We start from the raw sequence: 14,817 nt of genomic DNA on the forward strand, positions 1-14,817 counted from the left end.
TCCCGTCTTGATGCAGTCGCTCATGGGGGAAACCACGCCAGTTGCTCATGGGGGAGACCCCCAAGACCGCACTGGCTCCCCAAGACCGCGCTGCATCGCTACTCCCTACTCCCTGTTCCCTGTTCCCTGTTCCCTTTGTTATAACAAGTTAGACTTATATCTTTCTTGCCAAAGTTATTGCCAAGTTTTTTTTCAGGTGTGTGTGAGGAGGTGTTTCATATGCCAAGTAATAGGTCAGGATCCGAACTAGATTATGTAATTCCTCCTGAGATTAAAGACGACGATTTTTATAAAGCGATTCAGAGGATAGCTCAGGAAGAAGATATCAAGACTGTTCTAGAAATTGGGTCTTCATCCGGTGCGGGAAGCACCGAAGCGTTTGTCAAGGGGCTGCGAGAAAATCCTTCTAATCCAGTGTTATTCTGTATGGAGGTTTCAAAACCTCGTTTTACTGAGTTACGGGAACGCTATCGCCAGGATTCTTTTGTCAAATGCTACAATATTTCATCAATTTCCCTAGAGCAGTTTCCTAGAGAAGATGAGGTTAGGGAATTTTATCATGCCCATCGCACCCCTCTAAATAACTACCCTCTTGAACAAGTCTTGGGTTGGCTTCGTCAAGATATCGATTATGTTAGGGAAATGGGAACCTCTGGAGATGGGATTGAAACGATTAAGCAAGAAAACCAAATCGAAGATTTTGATCTGGTCTTAATCGATGGCTCCGAGTTCACAGGTGAGGTGGAATTAGATCAGGTTTATGGAGCCAAATACATCCTACTTGATGATATTTGTACCTATAAAAATTATACTAATCACCATCGGTTATTAAGAGATAAAAACTATAAACTGATTGAGCAAAATGCGTCTGTGCGCAATGGTTACTCCATTTTTGCTAAAGCGGGTAGTCACCACTCTGTTGGGAAGTCAGGTCAAGCCTCAACCCCTCTTCCCATCCATTTTTTTACCATTGTTCTCAATGGTGAACCCTTCATTCGCTACCATATTGACGTCTTCAGTAAACTACCATTCCCATGGCATTGGCACATTATTGAAGGCGTAGCGCAATTGAAGCATGATACTGCCTGGAGTTTAGCGACGGGTGGGCATGTCAGTGATGAAATTCACCACAACGGTCGTAGTATTGATGGCACCACAGAGTATCTCGACCAACTGATGGAACGCTACCCTGACCAGATCACCGTCTATCGCAAACCAGATGGGGTTTTCTGGGAGGGCAAGCGAGAAATGGTGAATGCTCCCCTTGAGAATATCCAACAAGAGTGTTTGTTGTGGCAGGTAGATGTGGATGAGTTGTGGACAACTGAGCAAATCTGTAAAGCTCGACAGATGTTCATCGACCAACCTGAAAAGACGGCTGCTTTCTTCTGGTGTTCGTATTTCGTTGGAGAAAATTTAATTGTCACCAGTCGCAATTGCTATACACAAAACCCCAAACAGGAATGGTTGCGCCTGTGGAGGTTTAAACCGGGAGGTTTCTGGGCAGCCCACGAACCCCCAAGGCTTGTCCAACCGTCGTCAACTAATCAGTCAGCTAATCATGGGCAAGATATAGCAAGCATCAATCCATTCCTACATCGAGAAACCGAAGCACAGGGACTGGTCTTTCAACATTTTGCTTATGTCACACCACAGCAATTGCAGTTTAAGGAGAGCTACTACGGCTACCAGAATGCTCTGGCCGAGTGGCAGGCACTACAGCAGCAGTCTGAATTTCCGGTTTTTCTGCGTCAACATTTATCTTGGGTTAAGGATGAAACCCTGGTTGAACCGGCGGATATCTGTGGTATAGTGCCGATTGCTCAGAAGGAGCCTGAGGGCGAAAAATGGCAGTTTTTGCAACTGGAAGAATTTCAGCAACAAACTATGAAGATTGAAAGACCATTCCCCCAAATTGTGGTTGATGGGGTATTTTTCCAATTTTTTCCTAACTCTGGAATTTCCCAAGTCTGGAAGTCTTTGCTAGAAGTATGGGCAACTAATGGCTTTGGGAACCATGTGATTGTTTTAGACCGGGCTGGAACGGCTCCGAGGATTCCTGGAATTCGCTATCGCCCGATTCGAGCTTACGATTACAACAAAACCGGAGCAGATGCTGACTTGTTGCAGGAAATCTGTGATGAAAAAGGGACTGATCTATTCATTTCCAGCTACTATACCGCGCCCCTATCTACTCCTTCTGTATTTATGGCTTATGACATGATTCCAGAGGTGATCGGTGCCAATCTTAACGAAGCAGGTTGGAAAGAAAAGCATTACGGTATCTTACACGCCTCCCGTTATATTACGATATCCGAAAGTACGGCTCGAGATCTGATTAAGTTTTTCCCCCATATTTCCCGGTCAAAGGTAACGGTAGCTCACTGTGGTATCAAAAAGGTTTTTTCCCCGGCAAGCGATGATGATATCAATGAGTTTAAGACTAAATTCAATGTGACCAAGCCCTACTTACTATTAGTAGGAGAAAGAACTGGTGTTAATGGCTATAAAAACGCTATCTTTCTGTTCAGAGCATTATCTAAGCTGGTGGATAAGGAAGAGTTTGGGGTGATTTGTGTCGGTGGTAGACCTGAGTTAGAACCTGAGCTAGCTGCCTTGGCAGAAGAGATAACAACGATGGTTCTGCCCCTGAGTGATGAAGAATTAAAAGTAGCGTATTCTGGTGCGATCGCTCTGGTTGTCCCCTCTCTGTACGAAGGCTTCGGATTACCAGTTACCGAAGCAATGGTTTGTGGTTGCCCTGTAATTACCTGTCGTCACTCCTCTCTTCCTGAAGCGGCTGGGGAAGCAGCATTGTATGTGGATCAATCTAATGTTTACGAGCTGATTGATGCGCTGTACAAAGTTCAAAACCCAGAGGTTCGTAAGCAGTTGATTGCTGATGGGTTTGAACACGCGAATAAATTTTCCTGGTCAAAGATGGCCGATACCGTGGTAGAGGTTCTGGTCGAAACTGCTAAGACAATCAAAAATGATGGTACTGGTATAGGTTCCCCCCTTTGGGGAGAATTCAGGAAGTTACAGGCTCAAATCCAACAACAGCTACCCCCAAGTCCGTCCCTAATTCAATTTCAACCAACTCAGCTTCAGTCAGGGGATCTCGAAGAGCAATTGAGGTACGCAGAGGCTCAACTTCAGCAAAAACAGTGGGAACTTAAAGAAGCGGGGTCAGCTCTAGCTGCAATGCAGTCCAATCAATTCTGGAAATTGCGGTCAGGCTGGTTTCAACTAAAACCCCTGTTAGTTCCACTAGTTAGTCTAATTTTAGGGATAAACTTACTACTGCTATCTACCGCCATGTATGCTGACAGGACTCTAGTGCAACTAATCTCATTCGTTTCTCCAGTCCAAGGAAATCTATTCTTTAGTCTTGGCGGTAGTTTGTTGTCCATTGCACTAATGTTAGGTATGGTGGGCTATCTTGGCTATATGAAGCCTCAGGTTCTCCGCAGGGTCAGAATTGTCATGGGTAGTGGCGGATTAGCGTTGATAGGTTTGACGGTACTACAGAATATTAACCTGTTGTAGATAACTTCCCAGTTTTCCAAGTCTTAATTCTTAAGACCCTTTATTTTTATTCCCTCTCTGGGGACTTAATTAAAAAAAGGGTTTTCAATCCGGACTTGTGATCAGACGTAAGTTCGAGCTAATTTATCAACACCTCCCTACAACAACAAGATGACACAAACGTTAAGACATATCTGTTGGTGTGGAAATACTGAGCTAACTGAATTTTCCCCCGACTACTTTGTGTGCTATCAATGTGGCACTCTAGTGTCAAAAACTGGTTTGAGGACTGAGCAGATCCGTGTACAGGATGATAACCATGACTTCTACGGTAAAGAGTACTGGTTGTCTCATCAGACCGAGCATTATGGTTTTCCTGATATTCGTCAACGAGCCCGTCAAGACTTACCAGAGCGATGCCTCCACTGGCTGCGTACACTGATGGCTTATAAACTACCGCCAGCCAAAGTGCTTGAGTTAGGTTGTGCTCATGGTGGCTTTGTGGCAATGATGGGCTGGGCAGGTTTTGAGGCTATGGGTCTGGAGCTTAGCCCTTGGGTTGTGGAATTTGCACAACAGACATTCAATATCCCCATTTTGTCAGGACCGATCGAGGACCAGCAACTAGAACCAGAATGTTTTGATGCCATCGTACTCTACGATGTCATGGAACATTTACCTGATCCAGTGGCTACCATGAGCCATGGGGCATCTCTTCTCAAGGAAGATGGTATTTTCATTGTCCAGATGCCCAATTATGAAGAGGGTAAAACCTATTCAGAGATGGTTGCTCAAAAGGATCATTTTTTAGAGCAAATGAAATCTATTGAGCATATCCATCTTTTGAGTCGGCGAGGGGTGTCGCAATTCTTTAAGAACCTTGGTTTTGAGTTTCTGCAATTTGAACAACAGTTGTTCGACTATGACATGTTTTTCGTAGCTAGTCGGCAGCCTTTGGTGCGCTATACTGATGAGCAAATTAGTTACTATCTGCTCAAGAGTCCATCTGGGCGAATGGTTCAGGCATTACTGGACAAATCCTCTGACTTTAATAAACTCCAAGTTCAGTATCAAAACATCCAAGTTCAGTATCAAACTAGCGAGACTAGGCGTGCTGAGCTTCTGAAGATTATTGAGCAACAGGATCAAGAGATAGCTTCCTTGCGCTCTCAGGTCAGTGCAACTGTGACAGACCTCCAGCAGACTAAATCGCAATTAACCCAAGCCCACTCAGACCTTCAACATACTCAGTCACAATTGACCAATGCCCACTTAGACCTTCAAAATACTCAGTCACAATTAAATCAATACCACTCAGAAATTCAATATAATCAATCACAATTAATTCAGATACACTCAGAACTTCAGCATACTCAGTCACAATTAACCCAAATACACTCACACCTTCAGCATACTCAATCACAATTGGCACAGTCACAGGAAAAAATTCAGAATTTTCAGCAAAATCAATTACAGCAGATTCAGAACCAACTGAACGAAGCTGAGGCTAAGTTGAAGGTAATTAATGTAGAAATTGCGGCCATGAAGACCAGTAAGTTTTGGAAATTGCGATCGCTCTGGTTCAAATTTAAAGGGTTTGTCGGTTTACCTACAGATAACGAATAAAATTTTCAATAATTAACGTCAGCTAAAACAGGAGTTTAATCATGGTTAATAGGGTGCTCAATGAAATTGTCAGTGCTAAGGAACCATTCAACAGTTATGAGACGGTCAAAGAAGCTGTTGAAACCAATGTTATAGCAATGCTGCCCCAACTCCCAAGTCGTAAGGTCATTACTCACTATCGAAGGCTCAGGGATTTGCATCCACTTGACCACAATTTTTGCCTACGCCTTGTGATCTAGGTCAAACCCGCGAAAAAATCGTTGCAGTCGTTTGTAATTTGACTCGGGCAAAGCCTTTCCCTCAAATCCCAATGCCAGTTCACTCAGGTTCACTGTCTTTACTTTCAGCAATGCCAGATTGAACTTGGCTAGAAACGAGACTCTCGCTCCGTGCTATCCCAAATGGGGTTGGAGGGCTTTCTTCAATTCGCCCTTATTGGTTTATGGGGTTTGAGATCACTCTCCTAAATTCGGATCAAACCCCATCCTGCTCTTCTTTTCAACCTTTTTGTCCTGTACTGAGGTTAGGGGTAGACTTTTTGCAGGAAAACATGTACTCTAACATATTAGTTTTTCATAGTCTGAGAGAAAATAAATGGGACTCCCAAAGCTCTCACCGCCAAAACAGTCTCTAAATCAGTCTCTAATTACTGACTTGACTGATAGGAGAAATCTAGTCATTGTCATTCCTTCATTTAATGACTGGGAAGCTCTGGAAAAGCTACTGCTGCTTATTGATGAGATTATTATTCCTCAAGGCACCAATTTAGAAGTTGTCATTGTTGATGACTATTCAACTATGCCCATCCCAGATTCACTGACTCATCAAGAACATCTCCAGATTCGAGCAGTTAACATCCTTCGACTTCGCCGCAACCTTGGTCACCAGAGAGCGATAGCGGTTGGCTTGTCCTATGTATATAGCCACTCAGACTGCGACTGGGTTGTGGTGATGGACGGTGATGGAGAAGATAATCCCTTTGCGATAGAGCACCTCCTGAATGTCTCGGACAAGACAGGTAACAATAAAATAATTTTTGCTAAGCGGAGTAAGCGCTCTGAAAGCTACACATTTAAGTTTTTCTATTTCATTTACAAAAAGCTTTATCTCCTGCTTATAGGGAAAGAAATTAGCGTCGGTAATTTCAGTTTATTACCTGCTTATTTATTGAAGAACGTCGTAGTAATTTCCGAAATTTGGAATCATTACTCATCAGGCATTTATCGCTCTCGAATTCCCTATCTTGAAGTAGATGTGCCCCGGGCAAAGCGACTAGCTGGGCAGCCCAAGATGAACTTAGTGTCCCTCGTGACACATGGCTTGAGTTCTATTGCAGTGTACGGAGATATTGTCGGGACCAGAATCTTATTAAGTGTTGTAGTTTTATTAGTTATTTTATTGTTGCTCTTAGGCTCAGTTGTGCTGATTAGAGTCTTTACCGATTGGGGGATACCAGGCTGGGCCACCTACGTGTCGGGTTTATTAGTTCTATCTATGTTCCAACTTGTCTTAATCGGCACTGTTTTCAGTCTGATCATCCTGTCAACGCGGAATCAGTCCAACTTGATTCCAGTTCGCGATTATAAATATTACGTTGATGATTTCTTTCCTTTAAAACCATGAGCCAGTTTACCTATGTCGGGACAGAGTTAGAGCTGTTTGCTCAAGCCAAGAATTGGAAAAACTATATAAGAGTCTTATTAAGCAAATATATCAAAGGTGATGTCTTAGAAGTTGGGGCAGGGATAGGAAGCAACACCCGTTTACTCTGTCGCTCCCAATATAGTCAGTGGTTGTGCCTAGAGCCAGACAATCAGCTTTTCCATGCTCTAGAACAATCGATTGATTTAAATGGTATCATCAACTGTTATGCCCGCAATGGGACTATTGATAGTTTGACTAATGAGCAATTCTTTGATTCAATTTTATATCTTGATGTTTTAGAACATATCCGCAATGATAATCAAGAAGTTATCAAAGTGTCTCAACATCTAAAAGCTAATGGAAATTTAGTTATTTTAGGTCCGGCTCATCAAAGATTGTTTACTCCCTTCGATGCAGCTATTGGTCACTATCGTCGCTATAGTCAATCCAGCCTTAAAGCAATAATACCAGATAATCTCAAGATTGTTAAATGTCTCTATTTAGATAGTGTGGGTTTACTAGCTAGTCTAGCTAATAAACTGATACTTAAGCAAAGTCAACCAACTTTAAAACAAATACAAGTATGGGATAGCTTAATGGTTCCTCTCTCTAGAAAGTTAGATCCTATCTTAAGATATAGATTAGGAAAATCAATTCTGCTAATAGCAAAAAAAATATCCTGATCAAAAAAATGATAAAGGTTAATTTTATAGTTTAAAAAATTAACCCTGAAAATTATTTTTGGATAGAACCATTTCCTAATTCATTTGGGAGGGCTATAAAAGCTTCTAAAACCTTTCCAAACTTTACCACCTTGTTGAATATTTTTATTAGCTAAAGACACCCAATACTCGTGAGACTTACTTTCAAAATATTCTATAGACTCTAAATCCTCAAACGAATCTTGAGATTCTTTTGAGATTACCGAAATTTGAGCCAACCTTTCTCTAATATCTTGATAATTATCAATAGCTACTTCATGAAATTTAATCACTATAGGAGTAAAACAAAGCATTATCCATGAAAAAGCTAGAATTATATGAACTTTATAAAAAAGTCGTGAAATTATATACCCAATCCAAACAAAAGCCAAAGGAACAAGTGAGATTGAAGCTACCCATTGTCTTGGTAGAATCCAATAGTTACTCCGAAAAGAGACATAAGAGAAAAATATAGATATTCCCAAGGCTATAATTATTATAAAAACAGGACTGATGAGCTCTTTAAGATAAACTTTCCTAAGTTTTTGATAAACTATAATAATTGATAAAATTACGAAAATGGTAATAAGCAATGGTTCTAAAAATTTTTGTAAGAATTCAAAATGACTGAAGCCTATAAAAGTGGTGATTAACTCATCCTTTTTGCTCCAATAAAAAGGATCGAATGTAAACTCTGGCTGCCCTCGTAACCAAGTTAATAATCCCAAAGTAAAATAGACTATTGTGCCGAGGACACAAAGAGGAATATTCGTATGTTTAATGACAGAGTTAATGGAATTTTTTTTGCCAGTTTGAATTAATTTTTGCAAGTATGTAAATACAATAATTGCTAACCAATAAACAGAAAAGTAAGGGTGGAATAGTACGCCCATTAAAATAGAAAATAATCCAAAAAGTGTAAAAATAGGACGGGTTCTTTGGGGCAAAGGGGTACTGTAATAGGCCAAGGTACAAACCGTAGCAGTTACTAAAGGCATATAAGGGCGGGCTTCACCCACAAAATACATTAGCTGAGTTTGATCAAAAAGAGCAAGAATACCAATCACTTGCCAGAAAAAAGGCATGCCCCAAAGACGGAACAGATAAATTGCTGCTAAAAACAAGACCAAACCAGAGAAAATACTGGGAAATCTTAGCCAAAAGATGTTAGCACCAAAGAGCTGCATTAACCAGTAGTTAATAAGCATATAAATGCCTGTCTGTCCATGATTAATCGTTAGAATAGACTGACTGATAGCGTTCCAAGCTTCAGCCGTTGTCTCATAGCTGCCGAAAGCAAAATGTAAAAACTCATCAATCCAAATTGGCCGACCAAAAGATGAGTGTAATGCTACGCAAAACAGAGATAGTAGTAACAAGCAAATATTAGAAATATGGTAATTGATTAATTTATTTTTCATCACCCTCAATAACCATTGAGAAAAAGACCCTTAAAACGGTATTAATATGAAGATGTTAAAAGGTTAGCACTAAAAATAATTCATATTGTAATAAAACTTTACATAGCGGTACTTAGACAATTATTAAAGCAAAAATCAGGTATATTGATTGCTCTAGTTAGCAGCGATTATGTCGTTATGTTTAGGGGATCGCTCCCATGAGAGAAACTCCCCCCGCAGCAATGCCTCCCGTTTCGCTTAAATGGTGTAGTACTATGGGTAATTTGGGAATTAGCGATCGCCCGTTTCTGGAATCATACCCCCATTCAGGAACGCCAAAAAGTTTTTTTAGATTGGCATCTTTTTTAGTAATTGATCCTACTTAGTCTAGGAGAGCCATAAATGAGTTAGTATTGCTAGAGGACAATATACCGTGCTTGACAACAACGATAGACAGACAGGGATTTTTGTAAACTTTTATTACTGGATTCAACACTTCTGTTCCCATTGCCTATAGTATATTCTTGGCTAACACCGATGAAAGGCTAGCAGTCGTTGCAATTCTGGATTCGGTCAGAGACTCTCACATTTATGGAGACTTTGGTTTTCTCGGTAACTCGTGGGCATTGCCAATGCACCAACAGACCCAAAACCCCATTGAAGCAAAGATAGCCAGCCTACTTTACGCTGGTGACTTCGCCTTCACTATAATCAAGATGTCTTAACTTTTCAGACTGTTTCCTCTTCCCTTTAATTTCACAGTAAGTATTCAGCCGTCAGCCGTCAGCCGTCAGCTAAAAGCTCACGCTACTTGAGGTGCCGTCAGCTGAAGTAACTCAGCATTATTCCAATGCTTACCTGTTTTCTTCAAAAGCACCTCAAGTAGCGATGCAGCGCGGTCTTGGGAAGGCAGTGCGGTCTTGGGGAGGCAGTGCGGTCTTGGGGAGGCAGTGCGGTCTTGGGGGTTTCCCCCATGAGCAACTGCCGTGGTTTCCCCCATGAGCAACTGCCGTGGTTCCCCCCATGAGCAACTGCCGTGGTTTCCCCCATGAGCGACTGCATCAAGACAGCGTGCGCGTAGCGCATTAGCTGATAGCTGATAGCTGACGGCTAAATGCTTAGAAATTAAGATTATTGAGAATCAGCCTTGGGTCAAAATCTTGGACTGAAGGGATTTTCATAGATGCCGTGAAAAGTCAGCTCGTGTATTAGAGTATTGAAGCCATTTCACCGCAAGACGATGGCTGTAGACCTTTTAAAGTTGAACTAATACAGTTTATGTTTAAATTATGTTTAAAACTCTAAATAACCGCAAACTATTAAGCAATTTTATTGTATTAGCATTGATGCTAATTACTTTTTTTAGTATAGCCTATCAAACCGGACTAATTACCTCTGGTTTTCGTTATTTTATTGACGATCATCTTATCCCTCAAGTCTCTTACGATTTAAGCACTAAAGGATTTTTTGAAACTGTATCTACTTGGATAAATATTGATAAAAGCTTAAATAGGTTTAGGCCTTTTTATATCATTCATTTAGTCACGGTAACCAAACTATTTGGAGTTAATTCAACCTTATGGTATTCGTATATTACTCTCTTAGCAACTTTGACCACTTTTTTTATTTTTATATTTGGGAGATTATTGAACTTTTCATTGTTAATTGCATTTGTTTTTTCGATATCAACTTTGCTAGGAAGGCAATCCGACATATGGACAAGGCCAACACTTCCAGAGGCTTATGCAATGTTTTTTCTATCGGTATCACTAGTATTTTTGGGACTAAGTTGTAAAGAGAAATATAATGAAGCATTTACTAATGTAGTCTTTGTTATATTGACTATTGTTATGTCTCTTTGTAAAGAATCTTTTATTATTTTTATTCCTACATTAATGGTTGGTAAACTTTTTTTATATAAATATGAAAGACAACATTCCCTTTGGCAAACTATCAAGCATAATAAATTTCCTTTACTATTTATAGCTTCTACATTTGTCTTAGAAATTTATTATATTCTTTTCTATTTGGGAACTGCTGGGATGGGATATGCAGGAGTAGATGAAAGTAGCTTTAAATTTTATTCAATTTTATCAACCAGCAAGGTTTTTTTTACAGAGAGCCATTTAGTCATCGCTTTTATTGGTTTAGGATTATCCCTAATTTTGACCAAATTAAATCGAGATTCAATCTTAATTCCACTCAGGGAGTTTGCCCCTTTTTTGATACTCCTATTGGTTTCGGCAGCTCCTCACATTTTGCTCTATTCTAAATCTGGAATAAATCCTGGTTATTATTTATTTCCTGCCATTGTAGTAGCTTGCCTTTTTCTGGCAAAAGTTTTGTCTTATATTGCTCGTTATTCTCAATGGTTAAGTCTTTCACTAGTAGGCATATTAGTTGTGATTCTGTTAAATAGAGTTCCCTTAGTTTGGAATATGTACTCTCTACAAGCAAAGGATAGTAAGTACATCAATGATCTATTGAAACAAGTTGAATTATGCACTCCTAATAATGAAAAATTTTTAATAGTTGCTAATCCGCGCGTGCGTTATGAAGTACTTGCAGGAAGTTTACCAACAGTGCTTAAACACGTTATTAACAGAGACAATTTTTTGATAGCAACCTATGGGTTAGAAAAGACTAATTTTTATTCAGAGACACTAAAAGAAAGTGAAAAAATTTGGGAATTTCTCAACCCGGAAAGCGTTCTTGGATTATATCAAAACAAAACTATTTTGAATACAAAAAATAAAAGTGATATTGAAGCCGTTATAATTTTTGATGGTTTAGATAATGATTTTATAAAGACAAATAAAGACTGGTTTAGCATTCAAGACTATCAGTTCCATGAATTTAAAATTAGCTTTTCTCTAGTTCACTTATATTGTAAACAATCACTTAGAACCCAGAAATGGTGAATGTCTTAACAAAAATTTACATTTACAAAAAGTTGATTTTTACTGACAGGCGATCGCTTCAAAATCCGGTAGTGGTATACAGGTAGTGATTTTAGCTCCCCTTAAGCTGTTAGGCATTTTAAATGCCTAACAGCAAGGCAGAAGCCAGAAGGCAGAAGGCAGAAGCGATGCAGTCGCTCATGGGGGAAACCACTCGCGCTTTGCATCAAGACACTGGTTGGAATGAAGCTCACCCCACCTGAACGTTCGCGTAGCGTGGCGATAGCCAGGTGGGGGTGTTCTATGCTAATCTAGGACTAACCTTTGCCCAAAGATCACATAAACAGACCCAGCTTCTAGGTGGTCGTCCAGAGTTTTTACTGAAACGACCCTCACCACCATTTCTGTGAGTGAGTTTAATTACACCTCTAGCACCGATATTGTAAGCGCCATTAAGATTGGCCGTAGGCCACGCTACGCGAACGGCATTAAATTGCTTACCTGAGGAGAAGGTTGCTAGGGCATAATTCTTTGAATTACGTTTAACTTTGCCCGAACCATCATAGGCAAGTTTTGAGCTATAAGCTGCTACAACTTCTACTATCTTGCCGCCCAATTCAGCCCACTTCATCTCAGTAAAATCACGAATTTTTGCTTTAAGCCAACCGTGAAACCTTTGTCGAAGGTTAGACCGTTTACGTCCCCCTTTTGGTTTCCAACCCTTAAGGTTCTCAAATACGATTGCTAAGGCCGTAGGCCACGCTACGCGAACAGAGTTGAACTTTTCAGCAATCTCGACAATTCGCTTAGAGACAATGTGACCGATTTGGGTGTTGATTCTTCGGCATTTTTGATAGGTCTTAGAGCAAAAACCTTTATGAAGTTTTCCGCCCTTACCCATCGTTTTAGATGCTCGTACGGATACAGATTTTAGTCGCTTATCCCTACGGTCTATGTCTCTCCCGGGATGAATGAAATTAAACTAAGCCGGAGAGTCGCCCCTCCGACTCGTCTTCAAAACCGTACGTGACACTTTCGCATCATACGGCTCCTCATCATAGGAACTATTGCCATTAGTACCTCTAGAATGGATTCTCATCTAATTCTGAAGAATTGATTTTGATTCCGTGTTTAATGTCGTGACAATGGAGGTGTAATAATTCCAGATTTTTGTCTGAATCATTTCCTCCTAATGAACGTGGTAAAATGTGATGTTTTTCCAGTAAATCTCCGTCCCTGAAGATAAGGCCACAATGAGCGCACTTCCCTTTTTGCCTTTTCAAAAGCCTTCCCTTTTGACTGGTCATTTCAGGATGTTTTCTCATTCTGGTGTTCCAATAAATAAGGTCGCCATCATAGGGGCTGCGGGTTTTCTCGATTTTTACATGCCTTACAATTTTTGTTTCGGCGTGTTTAGGAAGGTAGTTTTCTTCCTTATCCATGAATACCCAGTTGTCCACCTTGAGTTTTTCTCCTGGTTTCTTGGCCTTTTCTATTTTGGTTCCCCAGTATTTCTTGTATACCCAGGTTCTTGATTTTTTGGGATGTCTTCTATACCCCCATCTTCGGAGTTTGTTCCAAAGCATGTATCCTAGTTTTGTGTATGTTTCCTTGCTACAGACTCCTCTGTAATAGTTACACCATCCACGTAGAATAGGCTTTAGGTGTTTTATTAACGCCTTTTGGGGAGCGGCTCTATGTCTTTCTATAACATTTGAGAGCTGCCTGAAATGCTTTGAAATTGCTTCTTTAGATGGTTTGACTAACGTTTTAAAGCCTTGTTTTGAATGGTTTTTCCCCACTTTGTATTGACGGATATTGAATCCAAGGAAATCGAATCCGTCAAAAGTGTGAACTATTTTTGTTTTACTGGGCTTTAATTCCAATCCCATGTCTTTTAACCATGTATTGATGACTTCCTTACAGTCTTCTACCACGTTTTGGTTTTTGTGCATGATAACGAAGTCATCTGCATATCGAATCAAACTTATTGCTCTTTTATTGTCCCTTTTACATCCGGGCATTGATTCAGCGTATTGTTCAATTCTTTCTTCCATTCCGTGGAGGGCTATATTCGCTAAAAGTGGAGAGATGACTCCACCTTGAGGGGTACCCTCTTCTGTAGGTGAGAATGTTCCATTATCCATCACACCGGATTTCAACCAGGACTTTATTAATCGTCTCATGGATGGATATGTATTTAATTTAGTTAGAAGTGCATCATGGTTGATTTTATCGAAGCATTTGGCGATATCCGCGTCGAGTACCCATTTGGGCATACGATTGGTGGCCACAAATATAGCTTCTATAGTATCATGACATGAGCGTCCTGGTCTAAACCCATAAGAATTAGGTTCAAATTTTGCCTCCCATTCAGGTTCTAGTGCCTGTTTGGTGAGTGCTTGTAGAGCACGGTCATACATGACTGGGATTCCCAAAGGCCGTTTTTCCTTCTTTCCAGGTTTGGGAATCCAGACCCTTCTGGTAGGTTGTGCCTTTTTTGAGATTTTTAGGTCGGCTACTAAGGTGAGACGTTGCTTATTATTTAAAGCTTTAATCCCATCTATTCCGGCAGTCTTTTTACCTTTGTTCTCTTGGGTGACCTGTCTAACCGCAATCATTTTTGCTGACCAGGACTTTGTTAGTGTTTTTTGGAGTTTTCTTACCACGCTCACATCACCACGTTGGGAGGCTCGATATATACGTTTTTGCAACTTAAACACTGTCATTTCTAACTTTCGCCAGTTGACTTTGTTCCATTCCGACTGTGGGGCGAACCCCCGAGTTTTAGACTTATTCATTGCTATTCACATCCATATCTTTTCCTATAACGTGAGTCTGTCAGCATATCCTGGATGTTACTCCAGACGTTGGCTTTTGACTCAATCTTGCCCTTATACCACTTACGGCTAACTACCTACTCGGAATGTTCGACCTTTCCGAGAGTGTATATAAGGGTTACTTCGTTCCTGATAACCATTCTTTGGACTTTTAGGGCGGTACTTTTCACCGGGAATA

Annotated in this window: 10 protein-coding genes and 2 pseudogenes; 7 read left to right on the forward strand and 5 right to left on the reverse strand. The window is 40.4% G+C overall.

Going from position 1 to position 14,817, the window contains the following annotated elements:
- Positions 1–10 precede the first annotated feature (10 nt).
- From BJP34_RS44605 to BJP34_RS26895, 3 genes are all read left to right on the forward strand, one after another.
- Entirely contained in the window at positions 11–250 is a 240-nt protein-coding gene (locus BJP34_RS44605) for a hypothetical protein (RefSeq protein ID WP_158517498.1), read from the forward strand.
- Entirely contained in the window at positions 220–3,549 is a 3,330-nt protein-coding gene (locus tag BJP34_RS26890) for a glycosyltransferase family 4 protein (protein ID WP_070394991.1), read from the forward strand. The genes BJP34_RS44605 and BJP34_RS26890 overlap by 31 nt, the downstream gene beginning before the upstream one ends.
- Positions 3,550–3,699: 150 nt before the next feature.
- On the forward strand, positions 3,700–5,154 hold the full coding sequence (locus BJP34_RS26895; protein ID WP_070394992.1) for a class I SAM-dependent methyltransferase: 1,455 nt from the start codon (positions 3,700–3,702) through the stop codon (positions 5,152–5,154).
- A 125-nt stretch (positions 5,155–5,279) separates the two neighbouring features.
- Here BJP34_RS26895 and BJP34_RS47870 read toward each other — a convergent pair.
- Positions 5,280–5,579: pseudogene (locus BJP34_RS47870) on the reverse strand (IS4 family transposase); the annotation flags it as partial.
- Between the two features lie 169 nt (positions 5,580–5,748).
- Here BJP34_RS47870 and BJP34_RS26905 point away from each other — a divergent pair.
- Positions 5,749–6,777 carry a glycosyltransferase gene (locus BJP34_RS26905; protein ID WP_083305363.1) on the forward strand — a complete coding sequence of 343 codons (1,029 nt, stop codon included), beginning with the start codon at positions 5,749–5,751 and terminating at the stop codon, positions 6,775–6,777.
- Positions 6,774–7,481: a class I SAM-dependent methyltransferase gene (locus BJP34_RS26910; protein ID WP_070394994.1), complete on the forward strand. Its 708-nt coding sequence runs from the start codon at positions 6,774–6,776 to the stop codon at positions 7,479–7,481. Before BJP34_RS26905 ends, BJP34_RS26910 begins: the two co-directional genes overlap by 4 nt.
- A gap of 80 nt (positions 7,482–7,561) precedes the next feature.
- On the opposite strand, the gene BJP34_RS26915 is transcribed toward BJP34_RS26910, so the two are convergent.
- Positions 7,562–8,920, reverse strand: coding sequence for a hypothetical protein (locus BJP34_RS26915; RefSeq protein WP_070394995.1), 1,359 nt, complete (start codon positions 8,918–8,920; stop codon positions 7,562–7,564).
- Positions 8,921–9,423: 503 nt separating this feature from the next.
- Between BJP34_RS26915 and BJP34_RS41055 the strand changes: the two genes are divergently transcribed.
- Complete coding sequence (locus BJP34_RS41055; protein ID WP_149031209.1) at positions 9,424–9,624, forward strand: hypothetical protein; 201 nt, start codon at positions 9,424–9,426, stop codon at positions 9,622–9,624.
- A gap of 142 nt (positions 9,625–9,766) precedes the next feature.
- Here the strand turns inward: BJP34_RS41055 and BJP34_RS26920 are convergent, their stop codons facing one another.
- A complete protein-coding gene (locus tag BJP34_RS26920) occupies positions 9,767–9,961 on the reverse strand; it encodes a hypothetical protein (protein ID WP_149031210.1) in 195 nt (64 codons plus the stop codon).
- 227 nt (positions 9,962–10,188) lie between these two features.
- Here BJP34_RS26920 and BJP34_RS26925 point away from each other — a divergent pair, with 227 nt between their 5' ends.
- Complete coding sequence (locus BJP34_RS26925; protein ID WP_070394997.1) at positions 10,189–11,820, forward strand: hypothetical protein; 1,632 nt, start codon at positions 10,189–10,191, stop codon at positions 11,818–11,820.
- A gap of 280 nt (positions 11,821–12,100) precedes the next feature.
- Here BJP34_RS26925 and BJP34_RS47875 read toward each other — a convergent pair.
- Both BJP34_RS47875 and ltrA read right to left on the reverse strand, forming a co-directional pair.
- Positions 12,101–12,775 (reverse strand): annotated as a pseudogene (locus BJP34_RS47875) (IS200/IS605 family accessory protein TnpB-related protein); the annotation flags it as partial.
- A gap of 106 nt (positions 12,776–12,881) precedes the next feature.
- Positions 12,882–14,600: a group II intron reverse transcriptase/maturase gene (gene ltrA, locus BJP34_RS26935; protein ID WP_070391404.1), complete on the reverse strand. Its 1,719-nt coding sequence runs from the start codon at positions 14,598–14,600 to the stop codon at positions 12,882–12,884.
- Between the last annotated feature and the right edge of the window lie 217 nt (positions 14,601–14,817).

Source organism: Moorena producens PAL-8-15-08-1 (assembly GCF_001767235.1).
Taxonomy (GTDB): Bacteria; Cyanobacteriota; Cyanobacteriia; order Cyanobacteriales; family Coleofasciculaceae; genus Moorena; species Moorena producens_A.